A 19,849-nucleotide genomic window follows, 5' to 3' on the forward strand; every position below is an offset into this window, starting at 1 on the left:
TAAAAAAACGGATACATATTAGAAAGGGTAGGTGAGGGAAGAATGGGCTACTATGACGACCATTATGAACCGTATCGGCAAAAGCAAAAAGGGAATCGGCGCGGTACGTTTCTCGCTGCTTTAGTCGGTGCATTGCTCGGGGCATTATTAGTGGTGTTTTCCATTCCTGTGCTTTCCACATGGGATGTCTTGCCTTATTCAGTGACTCCAAAAGAGAGCGGACAGACGAGCAAGGAAGAGGCGGTTAACCAGCCAACTGTCCGAGAAAATGTGTCAGTGAACGTTGTGTCCCAAGTGACGAAGGCGATTGACAAAGTATCAGATGCCGTTGTCGGCGTTGTGAATATTCAAGAAGCAAATTTTTGGTCGCAAGGCGGTGAGGCAGGGACTGGTTCAGGAGTGATTTATAAAATAGCGAACGGTAAAGCATTCATCGTAACGAATCATCATGTGGTAGAAAACGCGAGTCAATTGGAAGTGAGTTTAAAAGGAGGGACACGCGTTCTCGCTCGCTTGTTAGGAAGCGATGCATTAACTGATTTAGCTGTCCTCGAAATTGACGCAAAGCACGTAAAAAAAGTCGCCGAGTTTGGTGATTCGGATGCTGTGAAGTTAGGAGAGCCAGTTATTGCAATTGGGAATCCGCTTGGGTTACAATTTGCTGGGTCAGTAACGCAAGGAATTATTTCAGGAAAAAATCGCACGATTGAAGTCGATTTAGACCAAGACGGATTGCCCGATTGGAATGCCGAAGTATTACAAACCGATGCGGCAATTAACCCTGGAAATAGTGGTGGTGCATTAGTAAATATTGAAGGGCAAGTGATTGGCATTAATTCGATGAAAATTGCCCAAGAAGCTGTGGAAGGAATCGGTTTTTCGATTCCCATTAACTCGGCAAGACCGATTATTGCTGATTTAGAAAAGTACGGGCAAGTTCGCCGACCATATATAGGGGTAGAACTCCGGTCATTAAGTGATATTTCATCGTATCACTTGCAAGAAACGCTGCATTTGCCGCCAAACGTGACGGAAGGGGTTGCGATTATTCAAGTGGTGCCGAGATCGCCAGCAGCACAAGCAGGGTTGCGCCAATTCGATGTCATTGTCGCGTTAGATGGGAAAAAAATTACGAACGTGTTAGACTTACGGAAATATTTATATACGAAAAAGACAATTGGCGATGACTTGACAGTCACGTTTTACCGCGATGGGAAAAAGGCGACGGTGACGGTACGGTTGACGAAAGAATCATTTTAACGAAACTTCTCGTTGCAAGAAGACAGGCTGATTGTGGATAAAAAACAAGGAGCGAAAACAACGCTCCTGTTTTCTTTGTCCACAAGTGGATAAGGGGGGAGAAAATGCATTGTTGTTTAGAACATGTGGAGTTAGCGATTGATATGTATGTGGATAACGAAGAACGGGCGCCACAAATTATAGCAATACCTGTGGATAAACAAACGAAATTATGTGAATTTTGTGCGAAACAAGCAGAATATATAGTAGGGAACGAATGTTTTTAGCGCAATATGCGGACGTATCATGTGTATATGTGGATAAGTATTGTTGATAACTTGTTTGTAAAGTGGGGATGTTATGTGAATATAATGGTTTTAACTGTTGGCAAGTTAAAAGAAAAATATTTAAAGCAAGCAATCGACGAATATGTAAAGCGGTTATCGACGTATGCGAAAATAGAGATAATGGAGGTTGCGGATGAAAAAGCACCTGATCATTTAAGCCGTCAAGAGATGGAGCAAATAAAAGCGAAAGAAGGCGAGCGCCTTTTAGCAAGAATTCCTCATGATGCATATGTGATCGCATTAGCCATTGAGGGAACGATGAAGTCTTCGGAGCAATTTGCCGAAAGTTTAGATAAGCTTGCGACTTACGGCAAAAGCAAAGTCGTCTTTATCATCGGCGGCTCGCTCGGTCTCCACCGCCAAGTAATACAGCGCGCCGATGAACTACTCTCCTTTTCTAAAATGACGTTCCCGCACCAGCTCATGCGCTTAATCCTTTTAGAACAAATTTACCGCGCATTTCGGATCAATCGAGGTGAACCGTATCATCGCTAAAGGTAAAATAGGGGTGCCCTTCAGTAAACTCTCTGAGGGCACCAGTTCATACCCGGATACTTTGAGGTGGCTCAGGCGGTCTTTGAATTCATGGTAAAGCATATCAATTAGATCGAAGATGTTCTGAGAAGCGGCGTCAGTAAAATCAAAACTGTATATGATTTTCTCAATACGACGTCCGATACCGCGCGGAGCATCTTTACTTATTTGGATTTCCTTAATTACGAGACGCAGTAGGGCTTTTTTATGATCAGCGTCTACAACAGACAACGTTTGATGTAGATCTGTTAAAAGAGTTCGCAGTGCCTCGTAATCAATTGGTGTTGTATCTGCCTTGGTTAATGAAGTATCGAGCTGAGTGAGCTGATGCTCGAATTGATTTTTGTCTTCCTCAAGTTGATTGAGTTTGGGGGTAAGAATCGTTTTTGATATGGTGCCATCCAATAATTCCTCTACAAGTCTATTGATCTTCGATTCGCATTGTTTGATCTTTGATTGAATCATAGCTTTTTCTTCAAGAACAGGCTGTATGGCATTGATCCGCTGTTCGTTGATCATTGCAAGTAAATGTTGGAGCTCTCCTGAACGAGTAATCAGTAATGATAGCTGTTCCATTACTTCATTTTCTGCGATATCAGCACGAATGGAGTTTGCCTTACAAGCTGTTCTCCCTTTGTTGTGGTGTTGCCCGCAGATATAATAACGATAGGATCTTCCTCCTTCACCCTTGGAAGTTCCCGGAACCATTCCTGTTCCACACATCGGGCATTTGATCAATCCGCTTAATATGTAGGGATCATTTGATCTCTTCGGTTTATAGGATCGCTTTTGGCGAATCTCCTGTACACGTTCCCATTGTTCCAGTTGTATGAGCGGTTGATGTTCACCATCGGCTAAAATGAAGTCTTTGTTGCGCCCTTTTCGTCTTTTTTCATTCCAGTTTTCCAATTTATTAAAGCGGATTTTCCCAATATAAATCGGGTTGCTAAGGATTTCTTTAACTGCATTCACCGCAAATTGGTTACCTTTTTTGGTCCGGTAACCTTTTTCATTAATACGCGACACGATTGCTTTATATCCAAGACCTTGTTCCGCCAGATTGAAGATCTCGCGGACAATCAAGGCTTCGGATTCATTCACCACCAGTGTCTTGCTGACGCTATCATAGCCCAGACATTGACCGCCATTGAATTTACCCAGTTTAGCTCTTTGCGTCATTCCCATTTTGACCCGACCGACAATCGTGTTTCGTTCGAGTTCGGCAAATGACCCCATAATCTGAAAAACCATTTTCCCCATCGGGGTCGAAGTGTCATAGTTATCAATTGCACTTACAAGCTTGATATCATTTCTTTGAAGCTCATCATGGATCTCCAATGCATCTTTAAGGTTGCGGGCAATACGATCCATCTTGTAGACCAATACAACTTCAAATTTCCGCAGTGAGGCATCTTTGAGAAGTTGCTGCATCTTGGGACGTCCGGTGATATTCTTTCCGCTGAATCCTTCATCTACATATTCGTTAACCACGACCATCTTTTGCAATTCCGCATATCGATGGAGTTCTTCCAATTGGGCTTGAATGCTGAAGCCTTCATTAGCTTGTTCTTCGGTACTGACACGAGCATAAATGACTGCTTTCTTTTGTTCCGGCATGGTCGGTGACTCCTTATTCCTTTGGAATTTCATGATTCATATTGGTTTGAATATTCACTGAGTGATTTAAAAGAAGGGCTAGTTGTTTGAGAAAATGATCCTTCTTTTGAATCTCTTCCTGAGATGGATAACGGAACAGTGGGGCTCTTGATTCAATCAGACAATGATTTGGATTCATTCGTTGATCTTCTCCTTTTATGAATTGAATACTCATAAGATCTCTTATGGATAAGCAACGCTTTTAAGATTCCGAATTCGTGGCTTTACTCTCTTGATCACGTGCGACTGTAAGGTTCCACAACAGTTTCACGTCACGGATGAATGCTCTTTTGAGACTATCATCAGACTTTTGGAACTCGGTGAAGAAATTCCGGCCAAGTGTTTCCTTAATATATGTCAAAAAATCACTGACTCCGGATTGTTCACTGGGTTCAAAATTTTGGGTATTGGGTTTGTTATTTGTAACAGCATTTTTAACAACCTCATGAACGTAATCAATATAGTTTCCAGTGGAGATTTTTGCTTTTTTTAAAATCGGATCGGCTGGCTGAAAGAGGAGTGAATCCAAACTTGTGTTTAAGACTTTTCCAATTTTTATAAGGGTATCAATGTCCGGTTTGTTGCGATTATTCTCATATAGAGAAATCATCGGTTTTGACACACCTATGGCATCAGCAAGTGCCTGTTGCGACATTCCCAACTGCTTTCGTAATTCCTTGATTCTATTACCAAGATAATTGTCAGGCACGAAAAACCACCTCTTTCGTCGTATGAGATAAATATATATCTTATTTTTTGTTAAGTCAAATCAAACATTATTGTGTAAAATCAGATAATAACGTATAATAGTATTTGATATTACTTAACATTGAATGGAGGATATTGATTCATGAACACACACGATCTCCCATTATCACTCACGGTTCATGAGGTGGCCAACATATTGCGTGTGGGCGTTAATAAAGCCTATGAAATCGTCAGAATGCCAGGTTTTCCTGCTATTCGTCTTGGATCTCGAATTATCATTCCTCGTGATGCCTTTCTCCAATGGATGAATAATCCAAGTAACAGTTAAATGCGGACTTTCTTACAGTTCGTTTTATCATCCCCTATGATGTCTCAACTCCCACAACATTTGGCACTACATAACAAACGCTGAACAGCCAGCAATGACTGAAAGACTTATGTGATGCCTAAAACAGTTGATCTCTTAATGACCGGGAACATTATCCTCGGTTTATTACAATCCCCGTTAAGATAAAATACTTCGGTTTATTGCCCGTGTTTACAATTGCTCATCAAAATGTACTTCCATTTTGATCCCTGTCAATTTACTTTCATTGAGATATGCCTTTCGCATGGCAAGATCTGTCTCATATGAATCCCCAGTGTTTATCATTCGGTTATTACTATCCCTGCTAAGATGAAATACCTCTGCTTCCAGCTTCCAATTCATATCCACGAAGGAGTAGCCCCTTGAGTATATCCCCGTTTTGGAATCATCAAGTCAAAGGTAGCAACGTATGCAAAACTACATATAGACACTTATTTGAGGCTGAAACCGAGCTATGGTTGTGTCCGTTTGATGGTATACATATGGTGACTGGCTCCGATCTTTCCGGTCAGTTCCGTGATCTTTTGGATAGTCATGGCATAAGGCGATTGTTTACGAAGCTTGATGCCAATGAATTTGGTTACGGAGAATGTGTTAAGCTCGGATGTATTACGGTGTTCATGAATCCCACATTCCGCAACACTTCAAGGTACAAAGTCATCATCAATCCATCCAAAGCCGGCATGTCATTTAATCAACTACACCAGTGGATGAGTTTCATTGTTGATGATCCTCGCGATCTATTAATCAGTAGGATTGACCCCAAAGTTGACCATCACGATATGAATTTAGATGATCTATTCGATAAGATCTGGGTACCGCGTGTTAGAAAGACCAATGATATTTTCAAAGACCAAGGAACAATGTATTTCGGCTCAAGAAAGTCGGATTGGCAAGTCTGTGTATATAACAAGGCGAAGGAACAGGGGATAATTGGTGACTGGAGCAGAATTGAGATCCGTATACGGTTCAAACGGGCGCAGCGTATAGACGCCTTGACATTTTTCAGCAGACTTAAAGGATATCAACCATTTAAAGAAGTCTACATCGTGGAAAACGATCAGTTCTTTCATGACTTGTGTTTGCACTGGCGAGTGGATGCATCTTTATATTCCGTTCAAGAATGTCTCAAATCCCTGACCCCATATCAGAGAAAGCAGGTTTTAGGGACTCTGCAATCTTATGGTAAGATTCGCGACCTACAACGCGAATTCGAATTGCAACTTGAACAGTGGTTGAATCCATCGTCTTATCAGGGTACGACACCTCACCTTTCTGAAACGGAAAGCATTGACAACCCCGTCGGTAAATCATTTCCATATAGCGTTGGTGACTATATTTTAATAGTTGTACCACGATGGAATTGCAATAACTGGTTGCGGATTATTGTGTTAAAATCTGTGGACGATTTAGGCCGTTCCCCACCTCCAGTTGATAGGGTGGTGCTCCTTGCTCGAGGATAAATCAGATTATCAACGAGATGAATATTCGTTGTATCCGTACTCGGTCTTCATCAATATCATTCCACATTGGAGTACCGCCCCCAAAAGCCGCCCATCTTAGATAGGTATCAATCAAATGGTTGACTGAAACGTAACTCATCTATGAATCGAACTTCTTGATAGTCCATAAATGTGCAAAAGTGACATATTGTCGGTATATACATTACAATTTGTAACTACATTATGGGTTCTGGCTTCAGAATTTGATAAGCAATTAGTTGTATCATTTTGATATTGCTTAACGATGAAAGGTTCGACGGATCCTGGTATAGAGGTGCGGGGTTATAAAAGCGACCTTTTTCTAACCGCTCGTAGCATTTATCGCAGTTAGTCTGTTTGATTACCCTGTGGGGCATCGAACGCCAATCAATTTTATGAGCCCAAATTTAGGTGCACCCAAAATATATATTAATTTTAGATCTATATAGGCCAGTCCTGAAAATGTCTTTTGAAGACCACCTTTAAAAAACACACTCAATTAACAGTTGAGTCCGATATTATGTGTAAAAATGGACTCTCTTAAAAAATAAGAGAGCCATAGTCAAAAACCCTCGGTTAGAATGAAGTTTGCGGACACCATTCTAGGAGAGGAGTTTTTGTCATGGCTCAATACCAGATTACCGTAGATTCTAAGCTTTTGCGCCAGTTATTTTTGGGGAATTCTCAGGATGCCGGGGTGGCTGCGTTGTTAGAATCCGTATTGAACCAAGTATTGCAGGCTCAAGCGAGCGAACAATTGGCTGCAGAGCCCTATGAGCGGAGGGAAGACCGACAAGGTTATCGAAATGGTACCTATCCTCACCAACTCACTACCCGTGTGGGAACGATTACTCTTCGAGTTCCTCGTATTCGTAACGGTAAATTCTCTACGGAGTTGTTTGCCCGATACCAACGGAGTGAACAAGCTCTTGTCTTGGCGCTGATGGAGATGGTCGTGAATGGTGTTTCGACCCGCAAAGTGACCCAGATAACGGAGAAATTGTGTGGTACGGAGTTTTCCAAGTCTACTGTGTCCGAACTCTGCAAACGTCTGGATCCCGTGGTGAACGCTTGGAACAATCGCAGTCTCCGTGATTCTCGCTACCCATTTGTCATTGTCGATGCCCTCGTATTGAAGGTTCGTGAAGAAGGCCGTGTCCGTGCTCGAGGCGTGATGTTGGCATATGGAGTGAATACAGACGGCCACCGTGAAATTCTCGGACTGATGCTTGGAGACAGTGAGTCAGAAGCGAGCTGGAGTGAGTTTTTTGCTTGGTTGAAGAGCCGGGATTTACGCGGAGTGGACTTGATTGTGTCTGATCATCATGGTGGCTTGGTTCGAGCTGTACGCAACCACTTTCAGGGTGTCACTTGGCAGCGCTGTCAGACCCATTTCATGCGGAATATCCTGGATGCAACTCCTAAAGCTTTGCAGGAGGAGCTGTATCCACGTGTAAGGGCGATTCTGGATGCACCGGATATGGATACCGCTCGATTGCTTCTTGAGCAGGTACTGGAATCTTACGAGAGCAAGGCGGCCAAAGCCATGAGGATTCTGGAAGCTGGTTTTGAAGATGCGACAGCTGTCCTCATGTTGCCAGAAAGATACCGAAAACGCCTACGAACAACGAACGGAATGGAACGGCTCAATGAGGAGATTCGACGGCGTGAACGAGTCATTCGCATCTTCCCCAACCGGGAATCCGTCGTTCGTCTCATCGGTGCTTTGCTCATAGAGATCGATGAAAAGTGGGCAAGTGGCAGAAAGTATCTTGATATGAACGAGTATCTAGCCTGGCAGCAAACTCAAGTACCAGAAAAGAAAGCTTCCAAAGTGACTCATATTCGCTAGGCTTCATATGACCGAGGGATTTTACACACAAATATGGACTTGATCCAATTAACACTTGAATTAACGGAGGTTTATGAGCAGATGGCATCGGCCCTTATCGTTAACGGACAGGAATGTAGAATAGTACACCTATGTATTACATCAAATATGTTTTAGCGAATATCATCGAATCCAACGTGATCGCAAGACCTCCCGAAGAGACACGCTCTGCGGAACAAAAGTCGATGTAGGGACCGTATATATTTCCACTCCGACTCCGCTGGGCGTAACTTGGTAGCCCAGACCCTTACGAAGAATATATGGATGAGTCAGTCCACCTTGATAGACTTCAAATTTAGGTGTTACTATATTCAAAGTAGAAATGACATACTGTCGTTAAGAGTCTACATTCCAATGCAGCGCTAAAATATAAACGCGGCTATCTATTGCCTTGATAGTCGGGTATGGTTGGAACGGCGTTTACTGTTGCCACAGAGAGTGCACTAGGGCTTCATGCCGGCAACATAACTAAACCGGGAGGGACTCGATGCCGAAATGAACCCAGTAGAAATCGAAGCAGCAGTCTCCGAATTGGCGGACCAGCCTTTTGACAAGGAGGAGTTCCCGTTTGCCTTCCTGCGGGCGTTCGGGAACAAGGAGACGACAATCAAGCGACTGCGCTCGGGCGAAACGAATAAGTCTGACCTGGGCGGCGTCCTGCAGACGAACAACATCCATATCGCGGTCGCCCAGCCTGGCGAAGTTACCAAGACTCTTGCCGCATTGAAAGCAAGCCCGGCAACGTCCAGGGCGAAGGCGCGCTACATCCTCGCCACTGACGGGGTAGATTTTGAGGCCGAGGATCTGGAGTCCGGCGAGACGGTCGCATGTTCCTATCAGGATTTTCCGGATCATTTTGGCTTTTTCCTGCCGCTTGCCGGGATCACGACCGTCAAGCAGGTACGAGAAAGTTCCTTCGACATCCGGGCAACGAGCCGTTTGAACCGGCTCTATGTCGAGCTGTTGAAAGACAACCCGCAATGGGGAACGGCCGAACGACGCCACGAGATGAACCAATTCATGGCGCGTCTCATCTTCTGCTTCTTTGCCGAGGACACCGGCATCTTCAGCGGGATGCGTCTGTTCACAAACACCATCGAGCAGATGAGCGCGCGCGATGCCTCGAACACGCATGAAGTGATCAGCGAAATCTTCCGCGCCATGAACACGAAGATTGATGATCGCGCGAAAGCAAAATTGCCTCGCTGGGCCGACGCGTTCCCTTACGTGAACGGCGGACTCTTCTCGGGCAGTGTAGATGTGCCAAGGTTCAGCAAGATCGCGCGCTCCTACCTGCTGCACATTGGTGGCCTGGACTGGACGAAGATCAACCCGGACATCTTTGGTTCCATGATCCAAGCCGTTGCCGACGATGAGGAACGTGGTGCGCTCGGTATGCATTACACGAGCGTGCCAAACATCCTGAAGGTACTCAATCCGCTGTTCTTGGATGATTTGCGAGCGCAGCTTGAAGCAGCGGGTGACAACCCTCGCAAGTTGCTAAACCTGCGCAAGCGCCTATCGAGGATCCGGGTTTTTGATCCGGCCTGCGGTTCGGGCAACTTCCTGGTCATCGCTTACAAAGAGATGCGCGCGATTGAGGCCGAGATAAATCGGCGACGTGGCGAAGTTGGGCGTAAGAGTGATATACCGTTGACCAATTTTCGAGGCATCGAGATACGTGACTTTTCGGCAGAAATTGCACGCTTGGCCCTCGTCATTGCGGAGTTCCAGTGTGACGTTCTTTATCGTGGAATGCAGCTAGCTCTATCCGAATTCTTGCCGCTCTCAGCGGACAACTGGATCACCTGCGGCAATGCCCTGCGACTGGACTGGCTTAGTATCTGCCCGCCGACTGGAACAGGTGTGAAGCTCCACGCTGACGACCTATTCCACACGCCGCTCGATCAGGCGAAGATCGACTTTGAGAATGAAGGTGGAGAAACGTACATCTGCGGCAACCCACCGTACAAGGGCAGTAAGTGGCAAACTGACGAGCAGAAAAAGGACCTGGCCAATGCATGGTTGAAACACCCAAAGCTCGCCAAGACAACGGATTACGTCACAGGGTGGTTCGCCAAATTACTGGACTACATTGACGCTGAGCCGAGCGCTGTTGGCGCATTTGTAGCCACCAACAGTGTTTGTCAGGGTCAGCAGGCTATTGATGTGTGGCCAGTGGTGTTTCAGCGAGGGTGTGAAATTCGCTTTGCGCACACGTCTTTTAAGTGGGCCAATCTGGCCAGCCATAACGCGGGTGTTACCGTGGTGATCGTCGGTTTGGGAAAGAGTTCCGCTGCGCCGAAGAAGCTGTATCAGGATGGCTTGGTCAAGCAGTGCTCGGCAATAGGCCCGTATCTGGTACCAGATAGCCTAGCCCATGTGCAGAAGGTCAATGCCCCCATTGGCCAACAGTCGCCCATGCTGTTCGGCAACATGCCGCGCGATGGCGGGCATTTGTTTCTGGATAGTGACTTGGCTGCCAGGGTTATGGCTGAAGATACCGCTGCTCGCCCCTTCATCAAGCGATTCGTCGGCTCGGACGAATTGATACACGGCAGGCTGCGGTATTGCCTGTGGATTGAAGACGACGAAGTAGAGGCAGCAAGGAAAAGTGAATTCATAGCGCAGCGATTGAAGTTGGTGGCAGAGAACCGCCTCCAATCGGCCGCGGAATCAACTAGAAAATTTGCATCACAACCGCATCGATTCGTCCAGATTGCGGGCTTTGCAAAGCACACGACAATCGTCGTGCCGCGAGTTTCATCAGAAAATCGGCCTTACCTACCCGTTGATTATTTGACATCCGACTACGTGGTTGGCGACCGATGCTTTGCCCTTTACGATGCTCCCATATGGAACATGGCCTTGATCGCCTCACGGCTGCACTGGGTCTGGATTGGTGCGGTCTGTGTGCGATTAGAAATGCGATTCTCCTACTCGAACACGCTCGGCTGGAACACCTTTCCCGTTCCACCTTTAACCGAGAAGAACAAGGCCGACCTTACCCGTTGCGCCGAGGACATTCTATTGGCGCGTGAGGCACACTTCCCAGCGACGATCGCCGAACTCTATGACCCCGACAACATGCCTGCTGATCTACGCGAGGCGCATGAGCGTAACGACGAAGTGGTGGAGCGCATCTACATAGGACGTCGTTTTCGCAACGACACCGAGCGGCTAGAAAAGCTGTTCGAGCTTTACACCAAAATGACGGCTTCAACGAAACCGACCAAGAAGGGCAAGAGGAGGGGAGACGCATGACCAACGGAAATAAATCAATCCCCTCCATTTCGGTGTCCTACGCCCGCAACGGAAGTGCGGCCAAGGTCAATGCGCTAGGCATGCGACCGATGCAGGAACGCGCCTATGAGCGGCGCGGCGAGCAGTACCTGCTTATCAAGTCGCCGCCAGCCTCCGGCAAGAGCCGGGCGCTGATGTTCATCGCTCTTGACAAGCTCCACAACCAGGGGCTCAAGCAGGCGATTATTGTGGTACCCGAAAAATCCATCGGTGCGAGCTTCAACGACGAGCCGCTGAGTCAGTTCGGCTTTTGGGCTGACTGGCACGTGGAGCCGAAATGGAACCTATGTAACGCGCCTGGCGCGGACAACGGTGGCAAAGTCAAGTCGGTGGGTGCGTTCCTTGAAAGTGATGATAAGGTGCTGGTCTGTACCCACGCTACCTTCCGCTTTGCCGTCGATCAGTTCGGAGTAGAGGCGTTTGACGATCGGCTCATCGCGGTGGATGAGTTTCACCACGTCTCGGCCAACCCCGATAACAAGCTCGGCTTATATCTCGGGCAGTTCATTGCCCGCGATCGTGTGCATATCGTGGCGATGACCGGCTCGTACTTCCGCGGCGACGCCGAAGCCGTGCTAGCCCCTCAGGATGAGGCGAAGTTCGATACCGTTACCTACACCTATTACGAGCAGCTCAACGGATACGAGTATCTTAAGCAGCTCGACATTAGCTATTTCTTCTATTCCGGTTCATACACCGATGACATCCTCAAGGTGCTTGACCCGGCCGAGAAGACCATCATCCACATCCCGAACGTCAATTCGCGTGAGAGCACGAAGGACAAGATCAGGGAGGTCGAGCACATCATCGAAAAGCTGGGTGAATGGCAAGGGACTGATCCTGCGACCGGCTTCCAGCTAGTCAAGACGCCAGGTGGCCGAATCCTCCGGATCGCCGACCTCGTGGACGATGATCCGACGAAGCGCGACCGAGTGGTGGCGGCACTGAAAGATCCGGCGCAAAAAAACAACCGCGACCATGTAGACATCATCATCGCCCTCGGCATGGCGAAGGAAGGCTTCGACTGGATCTGGTGTGAGCACGCACTGACGGTTGGTTATCGGTCGAGTCTCACCGAAATCGTGCAAATTATCGGCCGTACGACCCGCGACGCGCCAGGCAAAACTCGCGCCCGTTTCACCAACCTGATCGCCGAGCCTGACGCCTCCGAGCAGGCGGTTACCGAGGCCGTGAACGACACCTTGAAAGCCATTGCTGCCAGCCTTCTGATGGAGCAGGTCCTTACGCCTCGTTTTGAGTTCAAGCCCAAGAATCCAGCGAGCGGTCCGGTACAAGGGTTCGACTATGGAGACGGCGGTTATGACCCAGAAAAGTGCAACGTCGGCTTCAACCACGAAACGGGACAGTTGCAGATCGAGATCATAGGTTTCTCCGAACCCAAGAGCGAGGAAGCCGTGCGCATTTGTCGAGAGGATCTGAACGAAGTGATCGCGACCTTCGTTCAGGACAAGACCAGCTTGGAGCGTGGCTTGTTTGATCAAGAACTGATGCCGGAGGAGCTGACTCAGCTTCGGATGGGCAAGATCATTAGGGAAAAGTACCCCAACCTCGAGGAAGAGGATCTGGAAGCGGTCCGCCAGCACGCCATCGCTACGCTTAACCTGACGCAACAGGCCAAGAAAATTGGGATCGGCGGCAACTCCGGGGGGAGCAACGAGCCGTTAACCAATACTGCCTTCATCGAAAACGTGCGTAAGTTCGCGATGGACGTGCGGGAATTGGATATCGACCTCATCGACAGCATCAATCCTTTCGGCGAGGCTTACGCCATCCTCGCCAAGACGATGAGCGAGGACAGTCTGAAACAGGTTGCGGCCGCGATTGCGGCGAAGCGTGTCAGTATCCCCTACGAAGATGCCAGAATGTTGGCTGAACGGGCTTTGCAATTCAAGAAGGAGCACGGGCGACTACCGGACATAAATGCGCAAGACCCATGGGAGAAGCGCATGGCCGAAGGTGTCGCAGCGTTGCAGCGCTATCGTGCCCAGCAAAAGGCCGCAGAAGGTAGTGGAGGGAGATAAATGTCTAGGCTTACTGATGACGAACTACTAGATGCGCTTGGTGTGGACACGGAGATAGCGAAGACAAGCTCTCACTCGCCACGTGAGGAACGCATCATCGCGGGGTTTGAGGAAATCCAGCGATTTGTCGAGCGGTATGGCCGTGCTCCACAGCATGGGAAAGACAACGATATCTTCGAGCGGCTCTACGCCGTGCGACTCGATCGCCTACGTGCGTTAGAGGAATGCAGGGATCTTCTTGTGCCACTCGATTACCAAGGGCTACTGAGTGGGGCTGAGAATGCGTCGGTCAACCCGGTGGAATCGATGGATGACGATGAATTGCTCGCCGCACTTGAAGGCGCGGATGGCCCTTCCAGCATACAGAACTACGCCATGTGCGCTCCCGAGCCGAAATACGGGCGGCCGAGGAGATCGCCAAACGCGAGAAGTGTGAGGACTTCGAACACTTCCGGCCGCTGTTTGAGCAGGTTGAGCGCGAAATCAAATCTGGTGTTCGACAAACGCGGCCATTTGGTAAGGATGCGAGTGTCAATACGGGTAACTTCTTTATTTTGGGCGGCCAACTTGTCTACGTGGCTGAGAAGGGGGATGAATTTCGAGCACCGAATGGCCATCCTGATGCTCGGCTTAGAGTCATATACTCTAACGGTACCGAAAGTAATCTCCTGCTCAGGTCTTTGCAGCGTGCGCTGTACAAAGACGAGGCTGGGCGCCGCGTGACCGAGCCGGTTTCCGGGCCGTTGTTCAGCTCAATCTGGGACGAAGGCGATATCGAAAGTGGTACTATCTATGTCCTGCGCAGCCTGTCCAATCACCCCTTCATTGCGGAGCACCGCGAACTCATTCATAAGATTGGCGTAACGGGCGGTAAAGTTGAAACACGCATCGCTAATGCGGCGCACGATGCCACCTACCTGCTGGCGGATGTCGAAGTCGTCGCCACCTACAAACTGGCCGGTATCAACCGAACGAAACTGGAATGTATATTACACCGCATCTTTGCACCGGCCCAGCTCGACCTCACCATCCATGACCGCTTTGGCCACCCTGTACGGCCAAAGGAATGGTTCCTCGTGCCACTGCACGTGATTGACGAAGCGGTGCGCCGTATTCGGGATGGCTCAATTACCAATGTGGCCTATGATCCCAGGACGGCCAGTTTGGTCTGCCTTGCTCAGTAGAGATGGGATGCTCAGATGATGAAATGCGGGAAAGACGACATTGTGCATATTCCAGTCAATACCGCCACCTGTTCCGGAAATATTTAGGCCGGTGAATCCGAAAAATCACGCCCACCGAGTCCGGAGAAAATCATGAATCTACCACCGAATGCTATTGAACTAGGTAGTTTATGCGACAGAGAGCAGTGAGGCCCCTTACTCAGTTAACGGGCAGTAGAGTATAGGAACATTGACCTTTGGAGGGCTCATGGCGGAACGAATACGGATAGTTGAATACAATCCAAGTTGGGTTTCTATGTTTGAAATTGTTCGGAACTTCGTGACTCCAGTTCTTACGGACATCGTTGTTGCAATAGAGCATGTAGGCAGTACATCAGTTCCAGGTTTATCAGCTAAGCCGATCATCGATATGCATGTTGTAGTCAGATCCTAGGCTGAAGTGCTGATCAATACAACCACGTATAACGAGAAAAATCCCCTTCCGAGAAGGGGATTTCCTCATTAATTACCGTGTCGCATAAGCTGAGTCAAATTAGTTTTGATTTAATAATGAAATGTGACCCAGAAATTATTACTTCTTTAATATGATCATTGAATGTTTGCCTTCAGCCATTTTATAAGTTCTAACAATCCGTGATTTTAGATCTAACCATTGAGCTATCTGTAATCGTCTATTTAGGCATTCGATTGTTTTGTCAATGTCGTTATCTTCGACGATCATCATTTTATGTTGATCGTCAGCCATATCATAATCATTAACAACACGTGATTTGAATAACATCCAGAGTTCTTCCTGTGAAAGTGTAGATGTGGTATCTCCCTTATCAACAGATTTGATCAAACTTTGTTCTTTTAATTCATCGGATTTTGGCCGGTTGATTTGTATATATCCTTGATCCTCTAATTTCTTCAGCACGCGGTGGATGCTCTCCGGAGGTAGGTCTGTCTCTTTGGCAAGATCCACTAATTGAATTTTTCTTAAATCATTTGGATTTTCATCATTGGTGAACATTCTTGTATCCTCCTCAAAATAAATTTGATTTGCTGGCGCTAGCCGGAAGCACAAAATTGATTGTGCAGCAGTCTAAACTGCACTCGAGGAAAATAGAAGTCACAGAGGCTTGTTGTAATTGTATCGCGTAAACATGCGCGGAGCGCGGGTAGGAAGACCCAGTGAACCCAGTGGGGCACCGAACATTTAATAAAGATCGACAAACATCGTAGGTGGACCCCAGAGAATATATATAATTTTTAGCTCTCATAAGGGCCCATCACTTGAACAAATAGATTAATAGGAACTATAACCATCCCATTGTTGCCATAAATTAGATTGGAGAGACATTGGCAGATCGGTTAAAACCATTTGGGTGAGTCTATAACAAGTGACCACACCGAAAAATGAGACGGGGGCTAGCCGCCCCCTCTTACTCGATTGATTGGGTATACCATGTGGAACGGATAATTGATATCATTTGTTTTGCCGATTGTTTCATCCATAAGGCATTTATTCCAATCTCGTATAGAAATTTGCTTCTTCATCTTGTATAAGATTGTCGTTCAGCCTTGCTAAGGGTAAATATCACATTTTTTGAGGTGGCTTCCCGTGAGTGAGTTTCATATTGGTGTGATTCGCAATCATTTAACGAATTTGTTCACGAATTTGATAGATCTTAGCGACTATAACGGAAAGTCAGAAGAAGAACGCGAAAATGCTTTTCTTACGCGCTCTTTGGCTGCATTTTCCCTTATGAGTTTAGCGGAAATTTCAGTGGAAGATGCGGCTGCGTCTGTTACTGACGGATATCGTGACAACGGAATTGACGCCTTATATTATCGAAGTTCCGAGAAAATATTATATCTAGTTCAGTCTAAATGGAGACAAGATGGAAAGGGAAGTGTTGATCTAGGAGTCTGTCCGACGAAGCGGACTGAAATAGAAATAAATATATAAATCGGTCATATTTTGGCAGGAATAATGTCTCTGTTTGTCGAATTATATGTGTATCTCAATAGCAGAGGTGCGTAGCGGTGGCGAAATTCAAGCCTTATTCAACGGAACAAGGAGAACTTATCCCAACTTATCTTAGTGAATGGGTACCGGAAAACCATTTGGCGCGATTGGTAAGCGACATCGTCGACCAATTGGATTTGTCGGCCATCACGAAGAAGTACTCCGACCGCGGGGAAGAAGGCTATCACCCGGCTCTGTTATTGAAATTGTGGTTTTATGGATATGCCACTGGCGTGTTCACCTCCCGCAAAATTCGTACCGCTTTGGACGAAAATATTCCGTTTCGTTGGTTGTGCGGCGGGGACAAACCCGATTTCCGAACGATCAGCGATTTCCGAAAAAATCATTTGGAGCAGATTTCGGGCCTATTTCAACAAGTACTCGAAATCGCCATGAAGTTGGGATATGTCTCGCTTGGCCATGTCAGCATCGACGGTTCCAAAGTGAGGGCGAATGCTTCCAAGCATAAAGCGATGTCGCGGGAGTGCATGAAGCAAGAACTTCAGCGACTGGAAAGCGAGATCAAGGAAGCGCTGAAGAAGGCCGGAGTGGAAGAAGAACAGGAGGGCCCTGTACTGCTCCCGGAATCCGTGAACGCTGAAGTAAAGGATCGTCAGGCGCGGCTGGATAAAATCCGGGAAGCGCTGAGCGAGTTGGAGGCGCGGAAGCCGGAAGCAGAATCCGACACGCCGGAAAAAGATCAAATCAACTTCACCGATGCGGAATCCCGCATCATGGATACGAAGACGCAAGGCGTCATTCAGGGCTATAACCCGCAAATCGCTGTCGATGCCGACCAACATTTTATCGTTGGCTTGCAGATGTCGAACAGCACGAGCGACCAGCAACAATTCGAAGGTGTTTTGGCTTCCGTAGCAGCGAATACGGGACGTACACCGGAAAAAGTGAGCGCGGACGCCGGTTATTTCAGTGCCGCCAATATCGGAGCGGCGGAAGCAGCCGGAGTCGATGCCTACATCGCTGCCGTGAAAGAAGGCAAGCGCGCTCAGAATCCGTACGATAAAACCAACTTTCGTTACGATCCCGAAACGGATACGTATGTGTGTCCTGCAGGAAAACTATTAGAGCTCAAAGCTACTCAGCATGCCAACAACCCGAAGAAAGAAACCAAATGGGTATACGAATGCCAGGCTTGCTGTGAATGCCCTTTCCAAAAGGACTGCGCCAAAGGGAAATCCGGTAAACGCACGATTACACGTGCCGAAAGCGATCCGGTTCGCGAAGCGATGCGTACCAAAGTGCAGAGTGATGCCGGTAAAGCAGTCTACCGCAAACGCAAAGCCATCGTAGAACCTGCATGGGGCGAAATGAAAGAAGTACAGGGATTCCGCCAATTTCACCTTCGCGGCGAGCAGAAAGTCGCTGGCGAATTTGTCCTGCTTGCGCTCAGTTACAATATACGAAAGCTGCATTCTGCCAAAAATCCCAAACCCGCCACTCTCTATAAGCGGGAGAAGTCTGCCCAAAAACAGAAAAACGCAGCGTAATACGGAAAATATGGGTCATGATAAGGACTAAAGCGCTAAAAAACTACTATAATATGGCAAATATTGAGTCTTCGACGGGGTGGAGTACCCGCATTTACTCAGTCCGTCGGACAGACTCCTAGGTGAGTTTCAGAAGTTCCTACGTGGAGTCCGTTATTTAACAATTCCTAGATTTGACTTGTTCAATGATAAGGTAAAAAGCCACCAGAGGGACATTGAACTTGCCCTCAGCGATGCTAATACGAAATTTATGATAGTACTTGTATACACTGGGCAGGCACCCCTTAGTCAGGATATTTCTACTGATGTAGACGCCTTTCTTGAAGAAATGAATGATACGTCTGAATTTGCTCGATTTAGGTCACTACGGCAATCGAACATATACAATATGATAGCTAGGGGATCTAAGGGTGAGTCAATTAAGGCTGATGTCGTTCTCTCTAATTGGGGACGAATCGAGACACCATATAAGGCATATTATGGCCAAGTTGCGGCAAGCGACGTAGCAAGTTGGTGGGAAGATTACTATCCACAGTTATTTGCCCCTAACATCCGTCTTTTCTTAGGCGATACAGATGTTAATGACGGTATTATTGCCACACTACATAAGGAACCGGAGAAGTTCTGGTACTACAATAATGGGATCACAGCATTGTGTTCGACCATCAAGAAGAAGCCAATCGGTGGGAATTCGCGAGAATCCGGTATTTTTGAAATTGAAGACCTAAAGATAGTGAACGGTGCTCAAACGGCGGGGGCCATAGCTAAGGCTGCTAGCTTGTATCCTGAAAAAGTTCAACTTGCGATGGTACCGATAAGGTTCATTGAACTTGAGGGTAGCCCACCGGACTTCGAAAAAGATGTAACAAAAAACACGAACACTCAAAATAGAATTGAGAAACGGGATTTTGCTGCATTGGATCCAGAGCAAGAGCGGCTAAAAGAGGAATTGGCGTTATATGGAATTACCTATGTGTACAAGTCTGGTGAAATTGTGGGTCACGGCATAGATGGCTTTGACATTATAGATGCCACGGTAGCACGTGCATGCTACCAACAGGGAATAGAGCTAACAGTTCAAGCAAAACGAGAAATAGGAAAATTGTGGGATGACATTGAGAAGACACCGTACAAAATATTGTTCAATTCGTCGGTCAACTGTATTGAGCTATGGCGATTAGTCCAAATATTACGCATAGTTGAACGTGAACTTAAAGAAATCGAGCAAAACTCTTCAGGACGTGAGAAATTATGTGCAGCTCATGGTAACCGCTTTATTACCCACTTGGTTTATAAGAGATCCAGGGATATTATTAATTCGCCTGAGATATATCTAACAGAGGATGAAACTACTACTATTAAATATAGAACCAAGGCGGCCTTTGTCGAATTGTCCAAAGTTACAGAAACTGATTATCAAGAGGCGTACTTGGCTAGTTTATTCAAGAATGTTTCAAAGTGTAAAGATATTGTTGAAAAGTATTTCACTTAACGTAATTGAGGCATGTGATATGTCGTTTTTAAACAACTCAAGTCGATTTCAGCTCTTGGAGAGTGATAGCTAGGGCTACGCAATTG

At 46.9% G+C, this 19,849-nt stretch carries 17 protein-coding genes; 13 read left to right on the forward strand and 4 right to left on the reverse strand.

What is annotated here, in order from left to right:
* Positions 1 to 42: 42 nt before the first annotated feature.
* From GFC30_RS01160 to rlmH, 3 genes are all read left to right on the forward strand, one after another.
* On the forward strand, positions 43 to 1,260 hold the full coding sequence (locus tag GFC30_RS01160; protein WP_066322363.1) for a S1C family serine protease: 1,218 nt from the start codon (positions 43 to 45) through the stop codon (positions 1,258 to 1,260).
* A 104-nt stretch (positions 1,261 to 1,364) separates the two neighbouring features.
* On the forward strand, positions 1,365 to 1,526 hold the full coding sequence (locus GFC30_RS16295) for a CxxH/CxxC protein (protein WP_084256134.1): 162 nt from the start codon (positions 1,365 to 1,367) through the stop codon (positions 1,524 to 1,526).
* A gap of 84 nt (positions 1,527 to 1,610) precedes the next feature.
* Positions 1,611 to 2,081, forward strand: coding sequence for a 23S rRNA (pseudouridine(1915)-N(3))-methyltransferase RlmH (rlmH, locus tag GFC30_RS01165; protein ID WP_409978505.1), 471 nt, complete (start codon positions 1,611 to 1,613; stop codon positions 2,079 to 2,081).
* Here rlmH and GFC30_RS01170 read toward each other — a convergent pair.
* The 3 genes from GFC30_RS01170 to GFC30_RS01175 all read right to left on the reverse strand — a co-directional run bounded on the left by GFC30_RS01170 (position 2,025) and on the right by GFC30_RS01175 (position 4,485).
* Complete coding sequence (locus GFC30_RS01170; RefSeq protein WP_158512119.1) at positions 2,025 to 3,737, reverse strand: recombinase family protein; 1,713 nt, start codon at positions 3,735 to 3,737, stop codon at positions 2,025 to 2,027. The two genes, rlmH and GFC30_RS01170, sit on opposite strands and share 57 nt — an antisense overlap.
* 13 nt (positions 3,738 to 3,750) lie before the next feature.
* Positions 3,751 to 3,915: a hypothetical protein gene (locus tag GFC30_RS17380; RefSeq protein WP_157075839.1), complete on the reverse strand. Its 165-nt coding sequence runs from the start codon at positions 3,913 to 3,915 to the stop codon at positions 3,751 to 3,753.
* A 63-nt stretch (positions 3,916 to 3,978) separates the two neighbouring features.
* Complete coding sequence (locus tag GFC30_RS01175) at positions 3,979 to 4,485, reverse strand: helix-turn-helix domain-containing protein (protein ID WP_066322370.1); 507 nt, start codon at positions 4,483 to 4,485, stop codon at positions 3,979 to 3,981.
* Positions 4,486 to 4,626: 141 nt separating this feature from the next.
* On the opposite strand from GFC30_RS01175, the gene GFC30_RS17730 reads away from it, so the two are divergent.
* From GFC30_RS17730 to GFC30_RS17735, 7 genes are all read left to right on the forward strand, one after another.
* Positions 4,627 to 4,812: a helix-turn-helix domain-containing protein gene (locus GFC30_RS17730; protein ID WP_066366162.1), complete on the forward strand. Its 186-nt coding sequence runs from the start codon at positions 4,627 to 4,629 to the stop codon at positions 4,810 to 4,812.
* 521 nt (positions 4,813 to 5,333) lie between these two features.
* Positions 5,334 to 6,314 (forward strand): replication initiation factor domain-containing protein, encoded by a 981-nt coding sequence (locus GFC30_RS01180; protein ID WP_148660346.1) that lies wholly within the window; start codon positions 5,334 to 5,336, stop codon positions 6,312 to 6,314.
* A gap of 640 nt (positions 6,315 to 6,954) precedes the next feature.
* Entirely contained in the window at positions 6,955 to 8,184 is a 1,230-nt protein-coding gene (locus GFC30_RS01185) for an IS256 family transposase (RefSeq protein WP_066322375.1), read from the forward strand.
* 534 nt (positions 8,185 to 8,718) lie between these two features.
* Positions 8,719 to 11,487, forward strand: a complete 2,769-nt coding sequence (locus tag GFC30_RS01190; RefSeq protein WP_066322377.1) for a class I SAM-dependent DNA methyltransferase — start codon at positions 8,719 to 8,721, stop codon at positions 11,485 to 11,487.
* Positions 11,484 to 13,568 carry a DEAD/DEAH box helicase gene (locus GFC30_RS01195; RefSeq protein ID WP_066322379.1) on the forward strand — a complete coding sequence of 695 codons (2,085 nt, stop codon included), beginning with the start codon at positions 11,484 to 11,486 and terminating at the stop codon, positions 13,566 to 13,568. The genes GFC30_RS01190 and GFC30_RS01195 overlap by 4 nt, the downstream gene beginning before the upstream one ends.
* Before the next feature lie 377 nt (positions 13,569 to 13,945).
* A complete protein-coding gene (locus GFC30_RS01200) occupies positions 13,946 to 14,752 on the forward strand; it encodes a GIY-YIG nuclease family protein (RefSeq protein WP_202967979.1) in 807 nt (268 codons plus the stop codon).
* 247 nt (positions 14,753 to 14,999) lie between these two features.
* Positions 15,000 to 15,185 carry a GrpB family protein gene (locus GFC30_RS17735; RefSeq protein ID WP_066366158.1) on the forward strand — a complete coding sequence of 62 codons (186 nt, stop codon included), beginning with the start codon at positions 15,000 to 15,002 and terminating at the stop codon, positions 15,183 to 15,185.
* A 138-nt stretch (positions 15,186 to 15,323) separates the two neighbouring features.
* Here GFC30_RS17735 and GFC30_RS01205 read toward each other — a convergent pair whose 3' ends face one another.
* Positions 15,324 to 15,764, reverse strand: a complete 441-nt coding sequence (locus GFC30_RS01205) for a MarR family transcriptional regulator (protein ID WP_066322380.1) — start codon at positions 15,762 to 15,764, stop codon at positions 15,324 to 15,326.
* Between the two features lie 591 nt (positions 15,765 to 16,355).
* Here GFC30_RS01205 and GFC30_RS01210 point away from each other — a divergent pair.
* The 3 genes from GFC30_RS01210 to GFC30_RS01220 all read left to right on the forward strand — a co-directional run bounded on the left by GFC30_RS01210 (position 16,356) and on the right by GFC30_RS01220 (position 19,763).
* Positions 16,356 to 16,703, forward strand: a complete 348-nt coding sequence (locus GFC30_RS01210; RefSeq protein WP_066322385.1) for a hypothetical protein — start codon at positions 16,356 to 16,358, stop codon at positions 16,701 to 16,703.
* A 77-nt stretch (positions 16,704 to 16,780) separates the two neighbouring features.
* Positions 16,781 to 18,271 (forward strand): IS1182 family transposase, encoded by a 1,491-nt coding sequence (locus GFC30_RS01215; protein ID WP_066322388.1) that lies wholly within the window; start codon positions 16,781 to 16,783, stop codon positions 18,269 to 18,271.
* 79 nt (positions 18,272 to 18,350) lie between these two features.
* Positions 18,351 to 19,763, forward strand: coding sequence for an AIPR family protein (locus tag GFC30_RS01220; protein ID WP_148660347.1), 1,413 nt, complete (start codon positions 18,351 to 18,353; stop codon positions 19,761 to 19,763).
* Positions 19,764 to 19,849: the final 86 nt, after the last annotated feature.

The sequence above is a fragment of the Anoxybacillus amylolyticus genome (assembly GCF_001634285.1).
Classification (GTDB): Bacteria; Bacillota; Bacilli; order Bacillales; family Anoxybacillaceae; genus Anoxybacteroides; species Anoxybacteroides amylolyticum.

Excerpts from the sequence above, each read along its gene's own strand:
- GFC30_RS01170 (WP_158512119.1), bottom strand. The coding sequence starts at position 3,737 with ATGCCGGAACAAAAGAAAGCAGTCATTTATGCTCGTGTCAGTACCGAA.
- GFC30_RS16295 (WP_084256134.1), top strand. The coding sequence starts at position 1,365 with ATGCATTGTTGTTTAGAACATGTGGAGTTAGCGATTGATATGTATGTG.
- GFC30_RS17730 (WP_066366162.1), top strand. The coding sequence starts at position 4,627 with ATGAACACACACGATCTCCCATTATCACTCACGGTTCATGAGGTGGCC.
- GFC30_RS17735 (WP_066366158.1), top strand. The coding sequence starts at position 15,000 with ATGGCGGAACGAATACGGATAGTTGAATACAATCCAAGTTGGGTTTCT.
- rlmH (WP_409978505.1), top strand. The coding sequence starts at position 1,611 with ATGGTTTTAACTGTTGGCAAGTTAAAAGAAAAATATTTAAAGCAAGCA.
- GFC30_RS01180 (WP_148660346.1), top strand. The coding sequence starts at position 5,334 with ATGGTGACTGGCTCCGATCTTTCCGGTCAGTTCCGTGATCTTTTGGAT.
- GFC30_RS01160 (WP_066322363.1), top strand. The coding sequence starts at position 43 with ATGGGCTACTATGACGACCATTATGAACCGTATCGGCAAAAGCAAAAA.
- GFC30_RS01190 (WP_066322377.1), top strand. The coding sequence starts at position 8,719 with ATGAACCCAGTAGAAATCGAAGCAGCAGTCTCCGAATTGGCGGACCAG.
- GFC30_RS01205 (WP_066322380.1), bottom strand. The coding sequence starts at position 15,764 with ATGTTCACCAATGATGAAAATCCAAATGATTTAAGAAAAATTCAATTA.
- GFC30_RS01185 (WP_066322375.1), top strand. The coding sequence starts at position 6,955 with ATGGCTCAATACCAGATTACCGTAGATTCTAAGCTTTTGCGCCAGTTA.
- GFC30_RS17380 (WP_157075839.1), bottom strand. The coding sequence starts at position 3,915 with ATGAATCCAAATCATTGTCTGATTGAATCAAGAGCCCCACTGTTCCGT.
- GFC30_RS01195 (WP_066322379.1), top strand. The coding sequence starts at position 11,484 with ATGACCAACGGAAATAAATCAATCCCCTCCATTTCGGTGTCCTACGCC.